15 protein-coding genes are annotated in these 17,567 nt (G+C 57.6%); all 15 read right to left on the reverse strand.

Annotated features, from left to right (window positions below; translation table 11 throughout):
* Window positions 1–803 precede the first annotated feature (803 nt).
* Window positions 804–1,940, reverse strand: coding sequence for an ABC transporter substrate-binding protein (locus ACA066_RS20580; protein WP_497696408.1), 1,137 nt, complete (start codon window positions 1,938–1,940; stop codon window positions 804–806).
* Window positions 1,941–2,005: 65 nt separating this feature from the next.
* Window positions 2,006–2,770, reverse strand: a complete 765-nt coding sequence (locus ACA066_RS20585; RefSeq protein WP_497696409.1) for an ABC transporter ATP-binding protein — start codon at window positions 2,768–2,770, stop codon at window positions 2,006–2,008.
* Window positions 2,767–4,533, reverse strand: a complete 1,767-nt coding sequence (locus tag ACA066_RS20590; RefSeq protein WP_497696410.1) for a branched-chain amino acid ABC transporter ATP-binding protein/permease — start codon at window positions 4,531–4,533, stop codon at window positions 2,767–2,769. Before ACA066_RS20590 ends, ACA066_RS20585 begins: the two co-directional genes overlap by 4 nt.
* Window positions 4,533–5,570: a branched-chain amino acid ABC transporter permease gene (locus tag ACA066_RS20595; RefSeq protein ID WP_497696411.1), complete on the reverse strand. Its 1,038-nt coding sequence runs from the start codon at window positions 5,568–5,570 to the stop codon at window positions 4,533–4,535. The genes ACA066_RS20590 and ACA066_RS20595 overlap by 1 nt, the downstream gene beginning before the upstream one ends.
* A gap of 149 nt (window positions 5,571–5,719) precedes the next feature.
* Window positions 5,720–6,508 carry a sensor histidine kinase gene (locus tag ACA066_RS20600; RefSeq protein ID WP_497696412.1) on the reverse strand — a complete coding sequence of 263 codons (789 nt, stop codon included), beginning with the start codon at window positions 6,506–6,508 and terminating at the stop codon, window positions 5,720–5,722.
* A 91-nt stretch (window positions 6,509–6,599) separates the two neighbouring features.
* On the reverse strand, window positions 6,600–7,883 hold the full coding sequence (locus tag ACA066_RS20605; protein WP_497696413.1) for an OprD family porin: 1,284 nt from the start codon (window positions 7,881–7,883) through the stop codon (window positions 6,600–6,602).
* A 142-nt stretch (window positions 7,884–8,025) separates the two neighbouring features.
* A complete protein-coding gene (locus ACA066_RS20610) occupies window positions 8,026–9,030 on the reverse strand; it encodes a CDP-6-deoxy-delta-3,4-glucoseen reductase (RefSeq protein WP_497696414.1) in 1,005 nt (334 codons plus the stop codon).
* Between the two features lie 31 nt (window positions 9,031–9,061).
* The gene (gene dmpG, locus ACA066_RS20615) at window positions 9,062–10,090 is read right to left on the reverse strand and encodes a 4-hydroxy-2-oxovalerate aldolase (RefSeq protein WP_497696415.1); all 1,029 of its coding nucleotides are present in this window, start codon (window positions 10,088–10,090) and stop codon (window positions 9,062–9,064) included.
* Between the two features lie 10 nt (window positions 10,091–10,100).
* Window positions 10,101–11,042 (reverse strand): acetaldehyde dehydrogenase (acetylating), encoded by a 942-nt coding sequence (locus tag ACA066_RS20620; protein WP_497696416.1) that lies wholly within the window; start codon window positions 11,040–11,042, stop codon window positions 10,101–10,103.
* Window positions 11,039–12,898, reverse strand: a complete 1,860-nt coding sequence (locus ACA066_RS20625; RefSeq protein WP_497696417.1) for a feruloyl-CoA synthase — start codon at window positions 12,896–12,898, stop codon at window positions 11,039–11,041. Before ACA066_RS20625 ends, ACA066_RS20620 begins: the two co-directional genes overlap by 4 nt.
* Before the next feature lie 124 nt (window positions 12,899–13,022).
* A complete protein-coding gene (locus tag ACA066_RS20630; protein WP_497696418.1) occupies window positions 13,023–13,805 on the reverse strand; it encodes a 2-keto-4-pentenoate hydratase in 783 nt (260 codons plus the stop codon).
* 32 nt (window positions 13,806–13,837) lie between these two features.
* The gene (locus ACA066_RS20635; RefSeq protein WP_497696419.1) at window positions 13,838–14,815 is read right to left on the reverse strand and encodes an NAD(P)H-dependent flavin oxidoreductase; all 978 of its coding nucleotides are present in this window, start codon (window positions 14,813–14,815) and stop codon (window positions 13,838–13,840) included.
* Window positions 14,816–14,856: 41 nt separating this feature from the next.
* On the reverse strand, window positions 14,857–15,669 hold the full coding sequence (gene hcaB / locus ACA066_RS20640) for a 3-(cis-5,6-dihydroxycyclohexa-1,3-dien-1-yl)propanoate dehydrogenase (RefSeq protein ID WP_497696420.1): 813 nt from the start codon (window positions 15,667–15,669) through the stop codon (window positions 14,857–14,859).
* 10 nt (window positions 15,670–15,679) lie between these two features.
* Window positions 15,680–16,210 (reverse strand): 3-phenylpropionate/cinnamic acid dioxygenase subunit beta, encoded by a 531-nt coding sequence (locus tag ACA066_RS20645; RefSeq protein WP_497696421.1) that lies wholly within the window; start codon window positions 16,208–16,210, stop codon window positions 15,680–15,682.
* A gap of 11 nt (window positions 16,211–16,221) precedes the next feature.
* On the reverse strand, window positions 16,222–17,493 hold the full coding sequence (locus ACA066_RS20650) for an aromatic ring-hydroxylating oxygenase subunit alpha (RefSeq protein WP_497696422.1): 1,272 nt from the start codon (window positions 17,491–17,493) through the stop codon (window positions 16,222–16,224).
* Between the last annotated feature and the right edge of the window lie 74 nt (window positions 17,494–17,567).

Genomic DNA, 17,567 nt, shown 5'->3' on the forward strand with positions numbered 1-17,567 from the left:
TAGGGGCAGATTCTTAAGACCGACGCACGTCACCTGCACGACGGTTTTTGGCGATCTTTACGACTTGCAGTGACCACAATTGCGATGGTTTCGAATAACGGCCAATCGGTACCAAAGGGCAGTCATACCGAGTTTTACAGGTAAATCAATACCAGCCCTTTTCTTTACTGTGTAGAAGATTTTACCTATAGATATACGGTATTTCGCGACACTGCCTTGCCCTATCTAGCCAATCAGTATTTCTACGGTCTTTTCTGTCCCGTAGTTTCTTAAGCGTACAGCCTCCAATGCATGTTCAAACGAGCGCCCACTTTATGCGGCAATCTTCACGTCTCGCGTCTTCACCCAACATCATATCGATGTGAGGTTGACCGCCGAATGAATCAAACTGCACAGAACTTTCAAACTTTGCTCGCATTGCGTATTGCGCTCTTGGACGACGCTATTGCCGCGTTCCATAAATGCCGACCATGCCTGAACGAGAGGAGATGTCGATTATTGAACCTTATCTTAGATGTCGCATTGCGCAAAAGGCGTATTTACAGAAAAAGAAGCCGACGACACATTGGCTCGATGTGTAAATTAAATGTTCCACACATTCGGAGAGCTGAATGCCTGTTTCGGCCAACACTGCCGAGCACTCGGTACGAGTCGGTGCACCGCGGTAACAACAGACTGATGCCGTAAGCTTTCGATCAAAAGCAACAACGCCGTTTTTCGGTGTCCAGACACAACGCCCGATGGGATGCATCGAGCGTTGTGATAGGCAGATGCATGCCTATTTCAGGGCTAGACGATTCTGTTTATTGAGGACCATTAAGCAGAACCCATTGCTGGTTTTGCACGCTGACAAGCGCACGGGCGCGTTGGTCGTGCCCGAAATGGTCAGTTGGGCTTAAGTTGTAAACCCCATGGGTACCAACGACGTTGTCGGTTTTTTCCAGCTGGTCACGCAAGATTTGACGGAATTCGGGGCTTCCGGGCTGGGCGGCTTGCAGTACGCCAGGTATTGCGGCTTCCACCAGGCGCATGGCGTCATACAAATAGGCTCCAAAAGGAGAAAGGCTATTGGCACCAAACTGTGCCTCATAGCTTTGCGCGTATTGGCTCGCGATTGCCTTTGAGGGATGGTTGTCGGGTAGCTTGTCCCACACCACTACCGGTCCGACGGGCAGGATGGCCCCGTCGAGGGCTTTGCCGCCGATCCGCAGAAAGGCGCCATTGGCCGCGCCATGAGTGTGGTAAATCGCGCCCTTGTAGCCGAGCCTGCGCAGTTCGGTATGGGGTAGCGCAGCGGGAGCTCCGGCAGCACCAATCAGCACTGCGTCAGGGCGTGCGCCGATCACTTTCAATGCCTGGCCACTGACAGAGGAATCGGTGCGGCTGAAGCGCTCATCGCGCACCAGCGTGATGCCGGCTGCGGGAGCCAATTCGCCGAGTGCCTTGAGCCAGTCCTCACCCCAGACGTCGTTGAAACCGATGTAACCCAGTGTTTTGACGCCGTTGTGCTGCATGTGCTCGATGAGCGCCTTGGCCATCAGGGTATTGGTTTGAGCGATAGTGAAGATCCAATGATTCTCGTTGTTTTGCGGGACGTAAGGAGCAAGGGCGATCTGCGCCGTACCGCTTTCCTTGGCGACTTGGGCGACCGCCGAAGAGGTTGGCACCGTGGTGGAGCCGATCAGCAGGTCAACAGCATTTTCGCTCACCAGTTTGCGAGCGTTCTTGGTGGCCGCGGTACTGTCGCTAGCGTCGTCAAGGACAATGTAATTAACGGTTTGCCCAGCGATCTGTTTGGGCAGTAGTTGCACGGTATTACGTTCTGGAATGCCCAGAGAGGCTCCAGGTCCGGTTGTCGAAAGGATGATGCCGATAGAGATGTCGGCATGAGCTGATGTTGTCATCACTGCAGCAAAAAACAAGGCGATGTGGCGTTTCATGGAAGCTCCAGGTGGTTTTGTTGTTCTAGGTGCGGGGGAACTCTGATCAGCAGGTTTTTACTTTCTCAGGCATCTACTGCCTCAGTTTTTGGGGGGCCGAATGTAGTGGGTTTACGGCCCAGGTAGGTCTCAATGACTTTTGGATTCTGCGCCAGGTCTTCAGCTCGACCTTCCAGAACCAATTCGCCTAGCTCCATGACATACCCGTAGTCCGAAATCTTGAGCGCAGCTCTTGCGTTTTGCTCCACCAAGAGAATCGAAACGCCGCTGCGTCGCAGGTTCTCGATAATCGAGAACGTCTCGTTGATCACCCTCGGAGCAAGACCCAGGCTGGGTTCGTCGAGCATCAGCAATCGGGGTTTGCCCATCAATGCGCGTCCAATGGCAAGCATCTGCCGCTCGCCGCCGGAGAGGGTGCAGGCTGCCTGCTGGCGACGCTCATACAGTCGCGCAAACAAACCGAACACCTCATCCAGGCCCTGGTCGTGATCCCGCAGACCGCGACGGTGGCGACTGAATGCGCCCAGCCGAAGGTTGTCCTCCACGCTCATCGGGCCGAACAGTTCGCGGCTTTCCGGCACCAGCGCCATGCCCATGCCAACACGTTGCGCAACGCCCTTGTGGGCCAACAGCGGTTGGCCCAAGTAGCGCACTTCTCCGGAAGCGGGCAGCAAACCCATGAGAGCTGCCATCAAGGTGGTTTTACCCGCCCCATTCGGACCGATCAGGCTGACGATCTGGCCTTCCTCGACATGCAGGTCGAGCTTGCGCACGGCTTCGACCTTGCCATGACTGACCGATAGGTTACGTACTTGCAATAGATGGCTCATTCCACCCCTCCGAGATAAGCGGCCAGCACCGCCGGGTTGTCCTGTATTTCTTCGGGGGTCCCGGCAGCAAGACGCTGGCCGAACTCCATCACAACGACGTGGTCAGCCAGGCGCATGACGAAGTCCATGTCATGCTCCACCAACAGCACGCCCAGGCCTTCGCTGCGCAATTGTTCGAGCAGACCGGCCAACGCTTGTTTTTCGCCATATCGCAAACCCGCCGCGGGTTCGTCGAGGAGCAACAGCAAGGGATCACTGCACAGCGCACGAGCGATCTCGACAATGCGCTGCTGTCCCAGAGCGAGGCTGCCGGCAGGCGTATGGACGAATTGACCGAGTCCGACGCGTTCGATTTGTCGCGCGGCTTCGGCGAGAATTCGTTTTTCTTCCTCGCGCTCTGCGTGCAGCAATGAACGCAAGAGTCCTGCGCTTGCCCGGCTATGGGCGCCAAGAGCGACATTCTCCAGAACACTCATTTCCGGCAGCAGCCGCACGTGTTGGAAGGTGCGGCTCACGCCCAGCCTGGCGATTTTGCGTGGTGGGAGGCCGTCGATGCGCTGGCCCAGAAACAGGATCTGTCCAGCAGTGGGAGGTAATACCCCGGACAACAGGTTGAACAATGTGGACTTGCCCGCGCCGTTCGGGCCGATCAGCGCTGTGATTTCGCCTGATTTGACCGATAGGCTCATATCATTATTTGCGACAAGCCCGCCGAAACGCTTCACCAGGCCTTCGGCTATCAGCAGCGGGGCGCCGTTCGTGGGTGGCTGGCGCCGAGGCAATGCAGTTGCATCGGCGAGGGGCAGGATGGAAGCGCGAAGTGTCGGCAGGCGATTGCGCAAAAGTGGAATCAGACCTTCCCGGGCATACTGCAGTACAAGAATCACCAGCAGACCGAAGAAAATCATTTCGAAGTTGTCGGCATGCCCGAACAACATCGGCAACACGTCTTGCAGCACCTGCTTGATCAAAGTCACCAGCGCCGCACCAACCAGCGCGCCCCATAGGCTCGCAGTGCCACCCAGGACGATCATGAACAGGTATTCGATACCCATGTTCACCGAGAAAGGTGTCGGGTTGACCACTCGTTGCATGTGCGCATATAGCCAGCCGGAAAGCGATGCGAGCAAGGCTGCCAGTACGAATGCGATCAATTTGCTGCGTGCCGTGTTCACACCCATGGCCTCAGCCATGCCGCCGGCTTCCTTGAGACTGCGGATCGCGCGACCCTGGCGACTGTGCAAGAGATTGTCGAGCAGCCAGATGCTGGCAATCAACAAGACTGCGATCAGTAGGCTGAAATCTGCCGCGCTGTCGATCCGCCAGCCAAACAACGTGATGGTTGGCAGGTCCTGAATGCCGCCAAAACCTCCCAGCCCCGGCAGATTGCCAAACAGGTAATAGATCGCCAATCCCCAAGCCAGGGTGCCGATGGGCAAGTAGTGACCCGCCAGGCGCAAGGTCAGTAGGCCGAGTACCAGGGCAACGACAAGGGTCATACTCAAGCCGGCCAGAAGCCCTAGCCAGGGTGATAACCCCAGCGTGGTACTGAGTACCGCAGTGGCATAAGCCCCGATGCCGACGAATGCTGCCTGGCCGAACGACGTCAGGCCACAGACCCCCGTCAATAACACCAGGCCCAACGCAACCAGACTGTACAAGCCGATGTAGTTAAACAGGCTGACGTAAAAGGACGGCAATATCTGAGGGGTGATACAGGCCGCCAAGAGCAGAAAAAGCAGCGGTATGAGACGACGGGCCATTAGTGTTGCTCCTCAATGTTGGGGTGTTTCAGCGAGAGCCAGAGCAACACGGGTATGACCAGTGTAAAAACGATGACCTCCTTGTAAGCCGATGCCCCGAAGGTCGCGAAACTTTCCAGCAGGCCTACCAGGAAGGCACCTGCCGCGGCCAATGGATAGCTGATCAGACCGCCCATGATTGCGGCAACGAAGCCCTTGAGGCTGATGAGGAAACCGGAGTCGTAATACAAAGTTGTCAGTGGACCGATGAGGATTCCGGAAATGGCCCCGATGAATGCTGCCAGCGCAAAAGCGCTCTTGCCGGCGAGTTGAGTGGGTATGCCCACCAGTTGCGCGCCAGTGCGGTTGAATGCAGTGGCTCGCAAGGCTTTGCCATACAAACTGCGGCCAAAGAAAACGTAAAGCAGGCCGATCAATAGCAATGCACAACCAACCACCAGCAGACTTTGCAGGCTGATCGACAGTTCACCGAGCATCAGACCGGCATCACTGTAAGCCTCGGTTCTCACGCCCTCAGCACCGAACATCCACAAGGCTGCCCCGATCAGCACGATGTGCACAGCGACCGAAATGATCAGCAGCAGTAACACCGAACTTTGAGCTACGCGCTGATAAACCAGCCGGTATAGCAGCGGTCCCAACGGTGTAACGATTGCCAGTGCAAAAATGATCTTTACCAGACCTGGAAGGCTTTGCAGGTCAAAGGTCTTGAGCATTACAAGCAATGCAAATGGCAGTGTCAGGTAGCTGAGCGCGATTCGTGGCAATTGCCATGGCTGGCGGTGTTTCAATGCGATTGCACTGTCGAGCAGGCATGCCGCGATTGAGCAGCCGATCAACAACCACAACGTGCCGGGTAAAAGGCCGGACTGGAGAGTGGCTAGCGTCAGGGCGCTGAAGGTAACGAACTCGCCCTGGAAAACCAGGATCGTGCGGGTCACCGAAAACACCAGAACCAGCGCCAGAGCCACCAACGCATAGATGGCGCCTGTGGTCAGCCCGTCCTGGGTGAGAAATGCCAAAATCGAAAAGTCCATGAGTGATCCTCAGTGGAATGCGAGCAGGACGGAGGTGGCTTCGAAGCGCGGAGCGCTGTAGGTGCAATAACCACATGAATGGCCAGGGAGAAGCGCCGATTTCATTCGATTTCGATGTGTCGGAACGGTGCATACACGCTGCTGCATGATCAGTAATCCAATGTTGTTGTTTTTGTTGTGGTAGTGGGAGCGCAGGCGTCAATTGCTTCAGCCTCTCCACCTCGCTTGTCCATGTTGGAATCAGGAATAACCACCGTTATTCGCGTACCTCTACCCAAGCCTGAGTCCAGCGTGAACTCTCCGGCTAAAAGCCGGGCCCTTTCGGCCATGTTCATCAAGCCCATACCCTTGCCGCTCTGCATCACGCCGGCCGTATCGAAACCGCTTCCGTTATCGTCGATCGTCAGGTGAATTCCGTCATTGCGCCGCCTGAGTCTTACTTCGACCAGGCTGGCACTGCCGTGCTTGAGCACGTTGTTCAAGGCCTCCTGGAATATTCGGAACAGCGTGACTTCAACGCAGACATCCGGACGCGGTTCCAACGCGGCACACTCCAACCGGACGCGCAGGCCCTCGGGCATATCAGACGGAATTCTCTCGACCATTCGCTGCATGGCTTCAATCAGGCCCACGCCGTCCAGATGCGCCGGTCGCAAAATGTTCGACAGATCTCGCACCTTGCCCAGCGCCTCGTCGACTACCCGAATCAACGCGGCCTGTCGCTGCTCCTGATCCCCGACAAGATGACGCAGGGCCGAGTTGGCGCTGATCTTGATCAGGGTTAACAATTGCCCCACATCGTCATGCAGTTCACGTGCGAGATGACACCGCTCGCGCTCCTGCAGTTCGATCATCCGCCTGAGCATTTGCGCACAGGCTTTGGGCTGGTCGAGGTCATGGCACAGCCCCTGCGACTCGACAGCATCAACAATAAACATCCGGGCAACCTCACACTCTAAATAGGCACTACCGAGGGACGGCAGTGAGGAACAGGCGCTGATGGCGCCTGCCCGGCCAGTCGCTGCTCGACTACCAAATTGCCAGGGTGTAATCAATGTTCACCCGTGTCTCGTTGTCATCGCGGAAGGTCGCCGCCGGGGCGAAATCGTTGCGATACCAGGCATGACGCAGACGTACGCTGACCCCTTTGAATGTGCCCGACTGCACGACATAGGACAGTTCGACATCTTTTTCGCTTTCACTGAGGTCGTCTCCACCCAAAGCTGTTGGCAGCTGGATATTGCTGCCATTGAGGTAGCGCACCATGCCTTTGAGACCCGGCACTGCGAGGCCCGCAAAGTCATAGTCGTAGCGCACTTGCCAACTACGTTCTTTCGGGTTGATGAACTCGGAGCTGAGCGAGCCCTCGGACACCACCAGGGGTTCAGTCCCTGTCAGATATGGCATCGCGGTGTCGCCATTGAGCTGCATATAGCCAGCGCCCAGGCTGTGGGCGCCCACCGTATAAGTGAACATCGCCCCCAGATTTCGGTTGTCGACATGCCCGGCCTTGGCTGCACCGTCTTCCCCGGTGATGAAGTAGCGGACATCCGTCTTCAACTTTCCAGGACCGATAGGTTGTATCTGCTCGAAGCCGAAGTAGTCCTTGCGATACATTTCGTCCAGCACGGCATGGTAGTACTTCAGTGTCAGGCTATCGGACCATTTGTAATCACCCCCCAGAAAGACAAACTTGTCCGATTCGGCCTTGGGGTTGAAACGGCCATTGGGCGATGCGACGGTCATTTTTTGGTAACTGGTGGAATCGCGCAGGTTGATGCGGTCCAAAAAGCCGACACTCAACGACAGCTTGTCCAGATCCTGCGAGCGCAAATAGGCACCACGAAAGGTCTGCGGCAACAAGCGTGTGGGGCTGGCGAAGGCGATAGGCAGGAATGTACTGATGGTCCCGGCTTGCAGTTCCGTCTTCGAGATTTTCATTTTGCCGGTCAGGCCAAGCTCCGAATAATCGTCGCGCGGCTCTCGGCTGGGCACGTCGTACGGCAGCAAACCTGTGCCCGTACGGTCCGGCGATGAATCGAGCTTGACGCCCAACAGCCCCACGGCATCCATACCGAAACCCACAGATCCCGGGGTGAAGCCCGAACTGTATTTGAGAATAAAGCCCTGGGCCCACTCGCGGGCTGCCGATTGCGCGGAAGTGCCTTTGTAGTCGCGATCGAAGTAGTAATTGCGCATCGTCAGACTGGCTTTACTGTCTTCGACAAAACCAGCGGCCCTTACTTGCCCAGCAAGAACGGAGAGAACAAAACAAACAGCGATACTCGAGGGAACGCGAATTTGAGCTTTCATGGTTTTCTCTATTTTTATTAGTATTGAACGGGGCTTTACTGCAGGCGTGTCCCTGCCGCCGAACCTGTTGAGCGACCACGCAGGCGTGCCCAATCAAGTTCGGGTGTTTCTCGTTCTAATCCGTTAGTTAACGTTGTTGCGTTTATACAAATGCATCAGCGTAGAAATTGGATTCGAGCAACTCTCGCTGCCCAATAAAGTCGCGACGGGCTGAATCCACAACGATCGGTGCACCACAGGCATACACCTCGAAGCGCTTCAACGAAGCAAAGTCGGACAGGACCTGTTGGTGGACAAATCCGCAAGCGCCTTGCCACTTACAGGCATCGTTCGGCTCCGAGAGCACCGGGATGTAGTTCAACCAGGGTGACTCGGCCTGCCACTCGAGCAACTGCTCGTGATGGTAGAGATCCTTGCGCTGCCGGCCACCCCAATAGAGATAAACCGGACGCGTGTTATTACCCTGTTCACGCAGTTGCTCAAGCAACGCCTTGATCGGCGCAAAACCGGTACCACTGGCGAGAAAGATCATCGGTTGATCGTTCTCACGCAGATAAAAAGAACCATAAGGCCCTTCTAGACGAAGCAGTTCGCGCGGTTTCAATGCATTGAATACATGCCCGCTAAAACTGCCCCCTGGCATATGACGGATATGCCACTCAAGTTGATTATCCACTGTCGAGCGCGTCGCCATCGAATAACTGCGACGGCTGCCGTCCTTGAGCAATACTTGCGCATATTGGCCGGGGTAATAATTGAACGTGACCGTAGGCGGCAACATCAGTCGCACGACCATGACATCGTCGGCGACCTTTTCGATGCTGGCCACGCGGGCGGCCGTCTGCTGAATGGAAATGCCGCGCAGTTCGGTGACTTCCGGAGCATCGATGACCAGGTCCGAGGTCGCTTTGGCACAACAGAACAAAGCGAGTCCGGCAGCACGTTCCTCTTCGCTTAGTACCTCCAGCGGGCTATTGGCATGATCGACACTGCCTCTCACCACCCTGCCCTTGCAACTGCCACACGTCCCTTCACGGCAGCTGTGCTTTAGCATCAGCCCGTCCGCCAACGCTCCATCCAGGATAGTCTTGCTCGCATCCAGATCGAATTGTTGCCCAGCTGGTTGAATATCTACGTGATAGGTCATGGCATTTGCTCATTCACTGTGTGATGAAAAATTAACGGCGCTGGGCCGTCAGCAAGTCGAGGGCGACGTCGACGATCATGTCTTCCTGACCGCCCACCATCCGGCGCTTGCCCAACTCAACGAGGATGTCGAGGGTCTTCAGGCCGTACTTCGCGGCGGCGATTTCAGCGTGGCGCAGGAAGCTCGAATAGACGCCGGCATAACCCAGCGCTAGGGTCTCGCGGTCGACCCGTACCGGACGGTCTTGCAACGGACGCACGATGTCGTCGGCCGCATCCATTAGCGTGTAAAGGTCGGTGCCGTGGTTCCAGCCCAGGCGCTCGGCGGCGGCGATGAACACTTCCAGCGGCGCGTTACCGGCCCCGGCTCCCATGCCGGCGAGGCTGGCGTCGATGCGGTCGCAACCTTCTTCGACAGCGGTGATCGAGTTGGCCACCCCAAGCGACAGGTTGTGGTGCGCATGCATGCCGGTTTCGGTTTCCGGTTTGAGCACCGCCTTGAAGGCACGGAAGCGGTCACGGATGTCCTGCATGTTCATCGCGCCGCCGGAGTCGGCCATGTACACGCAGGTGGCTCCGTAGCTTTCCATCAGCTTGGCCTGCGCGGCCAACTGCTCGGCCGGAATCATGTGGCTCATCATTAGGAAGCCGACGGTGTCCATGCCCAGTTCACGGGCGTACTCGATGTGCTGCTTCGAGACGTCCGCTTCGGTGCAGTGAGTGGCGATGCGCACCACTCGCGCTCCTACGTTGTACGCGGCTTTCAGGTCGTGCACCGTCCCGATACCTGGCAACAACAAGGTGGTGATTTTAGCGTGGCTGATGACGTCAGCGGCCGCTTCGATCCACTCAAGGTCGGTGTGAGCGGCGAAGCCGTAGTTGAAGCTCGACCCTTGCAGACCGTCACCGTGGGCGACTTCGATCGAGTCGACCTTGGCCTTGTCCAGGGCGCGGGCAATGTCCTGTACGTTCTGCAGCGAATACTGGTGACGCACCGCGTGGCTGCCGTCGCGCAGGGTCACGTCGGAGATGTAGAGTTTTTTGCCGGGGTTAAAAGTCATGTCGGTTTCCTCAGGCGTTCAGCATCGACTGCGCCATGCGCTCGGCGGTGGCCAAGGCAGCGGAGGTCATGATGTCGAGATTACCGGCGTAGGCCGGCAGATAATGGGCGGCGCCTTCAACCTCGAGGAACACCGAAGTCTTCAGCCCGGAGAACGTGCCCAGGCCCGGGATGTGGAGCGGAGCGTCTTCAGGAATGACGTCGAACTGCACGTGTTGTTTCAGGCGATAACCTGGCACATAAGCCTGTACAGCTACGGCCATCTCGAGAATGGACGCCTCGACCTCAGCCTGATCGGCTGCCTCGGACAACACAAACACCGTGTCGCGCATCATCAGCGGTGGCTCGGCCGGGTTCATCACGATGATCGCCTTGCCCTTGGCCGCGCCACCAATCACTTCGATGGCTTTGGAGGTGGTTTCGGTGAACTCGTCGATGTTGGCGCGGGTGCCGGGGCCGGCAGATTTGCTGGCAATCGAGGCGACGATTTCCGCGTAGTGCACCTTCGCCACACGCGACACCGCCGCGACTATCGGGATGGTTGCCTGGCCACCGCAAGTCACCATATTGACGTTGAGCTGAGCGATGTTCTGCTCCAGGTTGACCACCGGCACGCAGTACGGGCCGATGGCGGCAGGCGTCAGGTCAATCAGGCGGATGCCGGGTTTGATCGAGCGCAGGAACGCGTCGTTCTTCACATGGGCGCCAGCACTGGTGGCATCGAACACAAAGTCGATGTCCTTGAACATGTCCAGGCGGGTCAGGCCTTCAACGCCTTCATGGGTCACGGCCACGCCCATGCGTTGAGCGCGGGCCAGACCATCAGAGGCCGGGTCGATGCCGACCATGACCGCCATTTCCAGGTGCGATGCGTTACGCAGGATCTTGATCATCAGGTCGGTGCCGATGTTGCCGGAACCGATGATGGCGACTTTCAGTTTTCTGGAACTCATTTACTTTCTCCATACGCTTCGTCGAGAAGAATCACGGTCGGGTCCGGCGTCTCGGCATACAGACGCTTGACCGCATCAGCACGCAGTCCAAGTGCAGCACGTTGGTTGATGTAACCCTTGTCAGTAATTTCCCCATCATCGAGGCTCGGCGGCGAGTCGAGGATGACCATGCGCACGGCATGCTGCGAGGACGCAGGAAACTGCCGGGCCAGTGCTTGGATACCCGCACTAAGGGCCTGGCGAATGGCAGGTATTAGCGCCAGTTGTTCAGCGCTCATGCGCTTGCCGGCGGCTCCGGCCAAGGCGCGTAACGCCGGCGTCGGATAGATCAATGCGCCAATCACGTCTCGATCATGTCCGCAAATCACGGCGTCAGAAGCGTAAGGCGCCAAGACACTCACCAGCCGTGGGCGCAACGTGCCAACGGAAACCCATGTGCCCGTGGTCAACTTGAAGTCTTCGGTGACCCGCCCATCAAACACGATGCCTTTCTCCGGGCACTCGGGATCGAGCAGTCGACCGGCATCGCCAATCTGATAGAAGCCCTGTTCATCGAACGCCTCAAGGCTGCCTTTCGGGTCGTTGAGATACTGCTGAAACACTGAGGGTCCGCGTACACGCATTTCCAGCTTGTCGCCGCTGGGCACGAACTTGATCTCTACGCCCGGTACTGGCAGGCCGATGTTGCCTGGTTTGTCCAAACGGTAATGAACATTGGTGAGCACTGGAGAGGTCTCGGTCGCGCCCCATTCGCTGGTAAAGAACAGAGGCTTGTCCCGCACCTTTTCCGCACAGGCCATCAACCTGTCCCAGGTGTTCTGTGGCAAAGCCGCAGCAGCATAGAACAGCATGTCCAGGCGACCGAAAAGTGCTTGCGCCAACTCCTCGTCGCGCTCCAGATAAGGCAGTAGCGCTTCATAGCCACGAGGGACGTTGAAGAACACCGTTGGCTGGACGGATTTGATATTTTCCACGGTCCGCTCGATGCGCCCGGTCACCGGTAATCCATCATCGATATAGAGCGTGCCGCCGTTGCGCAGCACCATGTTGAAGTTGTGGTTCGCGGCGAAGGTATGACTCCACGGCAGCCAATCCACCACGACCATTTCACTGCCTTCGAGGAAGCGCCAGCATTGGGCGATCGATTGCTGGTTGGCGCACAGCATGCGATGGGTATTGATCACCACTTTGGGCGTGCCAGTGGAGCCGGAAGTCAGCATATAGCGGGCGGTGACATCGCCATCGAGGCGCAGAAAGGTCTCCATCACCTGCGCACTTTCGACCCGGTAAAGCAAAGGCAGTGGCAGCGCGCCAGGAACGGCCTGGGCGTTGCGCGCAACGACGACGGGACAGTCCGGTTGAATCAATTCGATGGTGCGGTGATAGGTGTCACCATCGTTGATGAAGATCAACGCCGGTTGCAGCTGCGCCACGATAGACTTGAGCTTGCTGCAGCCGCTCTGTGTATTGCGCGAATACGCGACCGAAACGGTAGCCACCGCAATACCGACATGCATGGCGGCTAGCGTAATCAATGCCTGATCGATGTCGTTTTCCGACAGCACCAGCACCGGTCGACCGGGCTCCGCGTCGAGTTCCAGCAAACCTTGAGCCAGAGCACCGACGCGTTGGCGAACCTCGCTGTAGTTCACGCTGAACCAGACGCCATTTCGACGCTCGGCCAAGTAAGGGCGCAGTGGAGCCTCGCGCGCCCATTGCTCCAGCCACTCGCCGATACAACGGGCATAGGGTTGCAGTTGTTCAGCGGATCGCAATATGAAACTGCCCGCCTCACCTGGCTCGACAATTACTCGAGCAGGTGCCAACTTGGCAGGATCGTCGAAAAAGTCGTACACGGCACGCCCTCACGAGATCAACAGACAGGTCTGCTGTCTCATCATCATTATTTTTGTTGTTACGGGTGCGGGTTCAACAAGCCGGACCCCTGTCGCATGACCCCAAACGGTCAGCGCATCACACTCATACGAATCGACAGCTCACTTCACCCAGCCGGGTCAGTTTCAGGCGCAGGCTGTCACCGGTGCTCACGGGTACCATGGGGCCCAAGGCACCGGATAACAGCACGTCGCCTGCGCGCAGTGGCCGGCCAAATTCGGCCATGGTCCGCGCCAGCCACAAGCAGGCGTCCAACGGGTTGCCGAGACAGGCTGCGCCCACACCGATCGACGCCTGAGCACCATTTTTTTCCAGTAGCATGCCTTCCAGCGCAAGGTCCAGATTGGCCAGGCGCACAGGGCTCTTGCCCAGGACGTAGAGCCCCGAAGAAGCATTGTCGGCCACCGTATCGACCAGGGTGATTTTCCAGTTCTCGATCGCCGAATCGACGATTTCCAGCGCCGGCACCAGGTACTCCACCGCGCTCATCAGCTCGCCCAGTGTGGCGTCCGGATTGGGCAAGTCACGTCCTAACACGAAAGCAATCTCACCCTCGGCTTTTGGCTGAATCAGGCGGGAGCTATCGATGGCCTCGCCATCGCCGTATTCCATATCGGCAAACAACATGCCGAAGTCTGGCTGATCGACGCCCAGCTGCTCTTGCACGGCCAGCGAGGTCAAGCCGATTTTACGCCCGCTGAGACGGCGCCCAGCGGCCAGCGCGGCCAGTGTATTGAGTTCCTGTACGGCATAAGCGTCAGCCAAAGTGGAAATCTGGAAGCGCTCGGAGATACGACCGCACGGGGTTCGCGTCATGCGCGCTTGCGCAAGAACCGAAGCGGCAGCCTGGATGGAATCGTAGTTCATGGAGTAGCTCCTCAACAATTGGTAGTCACCGCTCAATGCGAGCGTTGCTGACTGGTCAGGTAACCCTGATGCAACTCATCGACCAGCTCGGCGACGCTGTAGCTGCGCTTGATCTGCCCTACGCCCTGACCCGCTGACCACACGTGTTTCCACGCTTTGTTGGCGGAGGCAATGTCACCGGAAAAATCGATACGCGTGTTGTTCTCGGCGTCTGGGTCAATACCGGCCTTTTCCAGGGAAGGTTTCATCCAGGTCGCGAGTACGCCACTGACCGCTTTGGTGGTAGCCACGTCATCCATAGAGCAGTCCACCAGCATGTCCCGGTAGGCGTTTTCGACCAGGCTCTCGTGGGCCGCGACCAAACGAGTACCCACCAGGGCAAAATCGCAGCCCAGAACTTGCGCCGCATGGATGTCGCGCCCATTCGAAACAGCTCCGGCCAGACCGAGCGGCCCGTCCCAGAACTCGCGGATTTCCGCGACGAAGGCAAAGGGGTTGTAGCTGCCGGTATGGCCGCCGGCACCATTACAGACCAACACTAGGCCATCGACACCCGCATCGACTGCCTTGCGTGCCAAGGCCGGGGTGATGACGTCAGCGATCACTACACCGCCATAACCATGGACCGTTTCCAGCACACGCTTGGGGCTACCCAGGGCCGTGGACACGATCGGCGGTTGGTAGCGTTTGATCAGTTCCAACTCGGCTTCGAACCGATCGTAGGTGCTGTGCACGATCATGTTCAGCATCCAGGGTGCCCAAACCTGGCCTTGTGTTTTCGCGGCTTCCCGCTCGACAACGATCTGAGTCAGCCACAGATCAAGTTGCTCTACGGTACGCGCATTGGGTGCCGGCATGCTGCCGATAATACCTGCCTGACAACAGGCATTGAGCAGCTGCGGACCGGAAACCAGGAACATCGGAGCGGCCAGCACCGGCATCGGTAAACCAGCGAACAGGTCCAGCAGCTTCTGTTGGGGTGCACTCAAGGAACGGCTGTAGACACTCATGGGTCTTTTCTCTTGTTATGGGTACAACTACAAGGCTGACTTCAGGCCTTTCTGTGACTGGCCGCGCCCGGGCTGCGAACTTCCCAGCCACCATCGCTGTGGATGATGTTGGCGGTGGTCAACCCGGAGTTTTCACGGGAGGCCAACAGCACATAGTGGCCCGTGTGATCCTCCGGTTCCGCGATGCGCTGAAGCGGCACCGCCTGCGCAGCACCTTGCTCGAAACCCGGGATCTGGTTGAGCGGAACACTTCGCGAATTAAGCCCATCGAGACTCTTCATGGGCGTATTGGTCGCCCCTGGCGCCACACCGTTGACGCGAATGTCCGGTGCCAATTCGTAGGCCAGCTGACGGATCATGCCGACCAGAGCATGTTTGGCGGTGACGTAAAGAATGCCTCCACCGCCGGCATAGAAAGCACTGTTGGAGAGGGTGAAGATCATGCTGCCGCGACTGGCGCGCAAGGCATCAGTACTGCATCGTGCGCCCAGCATGTAGCCTTGGACATTGATGGCGAACAAGCGCTGAAATGCACTTTCAAAATCTTCAGGGGCAATGCGGTCCAGGCGAGTGAAGTAATCAAACACCGCCGCGTTGCCGACAAACGTGTCGAGCTTGCCGAACGCATTCAGAGTGGCCGCCACCGCGCGTTGATTGTCTTCATATTTCGAGACATCGCCCTGCACCGTGATGATGGCGTCGCCCAGTTCGCTGCGCAGTGCGCTCAGCTGTTCGTCGTCACGCGCCATGACGCACACCCGTGCGCCTTCGTTCACATAACGCCGAACGATGGCGCTACCGATGCCGCCCGTGCCGCCAGTGACCAATGCTGCTTGTCCTTCGAGCCAACCCATGTGCGTGTCCTCAGAGGAAAGTGTTGATGTTCTTGCACAACAACATCGCGTTTGGAATCAGGATCTTGCGCTTCAGCAACTTCAGTCCATCGGCTTCGCGGCGCAGCACATCCTCACGACGCCCGACCAATTGATGGGACTCGTCCAGACCACGGCTGCGGATGTTCATGAAGCAAGAGAACGCAATGAACTCGCCTTCCTGTTCACCGGCAAACACCTCGATATTGCTGATCAGGTGAACGTTGCGTGTCGGCGGATTTTCAGCCCAGGCAGACGGCTGCTTGAACCGCGCCACCCGACGCTGCAAATCGCGCATGCCGTCGTCGAAGAAGGCCATGTGTTCCAGCCTGTAGGGGCCAGACTTGTCTTCACGTCGGCGGTTCTCGATACCGGGCATCCAATAGTGGATTGTCTCGCTGAGCGACTGCAGCCACTCATCCCAGCACTCGTTGTCGAGCAGGCGGGCCTCACGCAACAAGAAGGCCTCGACGGCGCGTGTGTCTACGAATGCAACGGGTTGTTCCATTGGCAAAGCATTCATCTTCGGTCCCCTCAACGCATCTTGCCGTTACGATCTGGTACGTCCGCCCAGGTGGGCGATTGCAACAGGTCTTTCCAGCGCTGGTAAAACGCACGGGAGTTGCATTCGTTGAGTTGCCCCTTGAACACATTGCCAGGCAGTTCGCTGTTTTCGATGCGTGTGTTCATGCCAAGGCCGACGTACAAATCCTGGTAGCGCGTAACCATGCCGCGGCTGGTCTTGGTGCAGTATTCCCAGTTCTCGCCATCGTCCATTTCGAACACGCCGGTCGGGGAGAAGGTCATCATCGCGCCACGACGCCATTTATCTTTGATCTCCTGCGGTGCATTTTTGTTGACGATGACCCAGGTAAACAGCTCGATCTTGTGGGGCCCACGCGGTTGCCAGATGCGAACCGTGTTCTGCCCCGGCAAGAAAGAAAAGTTGGGAAACACAGTGAACGATGAAATTGAACCGATCAGCTTGGAGCGGAATTCACCTAGCCGCTCCGCCACTTTCGGGCGCAGTACGTGCAAGTATTTGTTGATGTCTTTCTCGCCCAGGGTGGCGGCATTGCCCACCACATCTGTGGCGAACTCGTAGCCGTGGCCATTCCAGTTCACTGAATACGATTCGGGAAGGTCGCCGACATTGGCCACTGGCCCGCCGAGCATGGCCTTGGCCGCGGAATCATGAGTCCAGCCGCCGTGGAGGATGTCGCCGACGAAGTTTTCAGCCGCGACTTTCCAGTTGCATTCGATGGTGGAACGGATGCATCCACCCAGAAATTCACTACCACCTTCGTCCATGTCGAGCATGACATCCAGGTACCAGGTCATCGGCCCCAGGTACTCTTCAAGTGTCGGTGCATCCTCGGCAAAAGTGGCAAACACCAGGCCCTTGTAAGTCGCAACACGCGCTTCGCGCAGTCCATGCTTGGACTTATCGAAGTTGCTTTCCTCATAGCATTTGGATTCGTGCATACCCAGCAACCGGCCGCCATCGGCGCCGAATGACCAGCCGTGGTAGTTGCAGATAAAGCCACGCGCATTGCCCGCCTCGGCGAAACAGATCTTGTTGCCGCGGTGTGGGCAGGCATTGAGGAACACCTTGAGTGATGCGTCCTTTTGACGTACCACCAGAACCTCGTCCTCGCCCATGCTGGTGGCGAGATAGTCACCCGACTTCGGCAACTGCGATTCGTGGGCGACGAACAGCCAGCAACGCGCGAAAATCTTCTCGAGTTCTTGTTCGTAGATGGCCTGGTCCCAGAACACCTTGCCGGACAAGCGGCCTTCCTCCATGTCGCACACCCGGTCAAGGTTGGGCAGGCTGGGTGTAGGCTCAATGGTTCTGAGTGGTATGTGTTTGCAGTTAT

Source organism: Pseudomonas sp. LBUM1651, assembly GCF_059716135.1.

Excerpts from the sequence above, each read along its gene's own strand:
- ACA066_RS20580 (WP_497696408.1), bottom strand. The coding sequence starts at position 1,940 with ATGAAACGCCACATCGCCTTGTTTTTTGCTGCAGTGATGACAACATCA.
- ACA066_RS20585 (WP_497696409.1), bottom strand. The coding sequence starts at position 2,770 with ATGAGCCATCTATTGCAAGTACGTAACCTATCGGTCAGTCATGGCAAG.
- ACA066_RS20590 (WP_497696410.1), bottom strand. The coding sequence starts at position 4,533 with ATGGCCCGTCGTCTCATACCGCTGCTTTTTCTGCTCTTGGCGGCCTGT.
- ACA066_RS20595 (WP_497696411.1), bottom strand. The coding sequence starts at position 5,570 with ATGGACTTTTCGATTTTGGCATTTCTCACCCAGGACGGGCTGACCACA.
- ACA066_RS20600 (WP_497696412.1), bottom strand. The coding sequence starts at position 6,508 with ATGTTTATTGTTGATGCTGTCGAGTCGCAGGGGCTGTGCCATGACCTC.
- ACA066_RS20605 (WP_497696413.1), bottom strand. The coding sequence starts at position 7,883 with ATGAAAGCTCAAATTCGCGTTCCCTCGAGTATCGCTGTTTGTTTTGTT.
- ACA066_RS20610 (WP_497696414.1), bottom strand. The coding sequence starts at position 9,030 with ATGACCTATCACGTAGATATTCAACCAGCTGGGCAACAATTCGATCTG.
- dmpG (WP_497696415.1), bottom strand. The coding sequence starts at position 10,090 with ATGACTTTTAACCCCGGCAAAAAACTCTACATCTCCGACGTGACCCTG.
- ACA066_RS20620 (WP_497696416.1), bottom strand. The coding sequence starts at position 11,042 with ATGAGTTCCAGAAAACTGAAAGTCGCCATCATCGGTTCCGGCAACATC.
- ACA066_RS20630 (WP_497696418.1), bottom strand. The coding sequence starts at position 13,805 with ATGAACTACGATTCCATCCAGGCTGCCGCTTCGGTTCTTGCGCAAGCG.
- ACA066_RS20635 (WP_497696419.1), bottom strand. The coding sequence starts at position 14,815 with ATGAGTGTCTACAGCCGTTCCTTGAGTGCACCCCAACAGAAGCTGCTG.
- hcaB (WP_497696420.1), bottom strand. The coding sequence starts at position 15,669 with ATGGGTTGGCTCGAAGGACAAGCAGCATTGGTCACTGGCGGCACGGGC.
- ACA066_RS20645 (WP_497696421.1), bottom strand. The coding sequence starts at position 16,210 with ATGAATGCTTTGCCAATGGAACAACCCGTTGCATTCGTAGACACACGC.
- ACA066_RS20650 (WP_497696422.1), bottom strand. The coding sequence starts at position 17,493 with ATGGAGGAAGGCCGCTTGTCCGGCAAGGTGTTCTGGGACCAGGCCATC.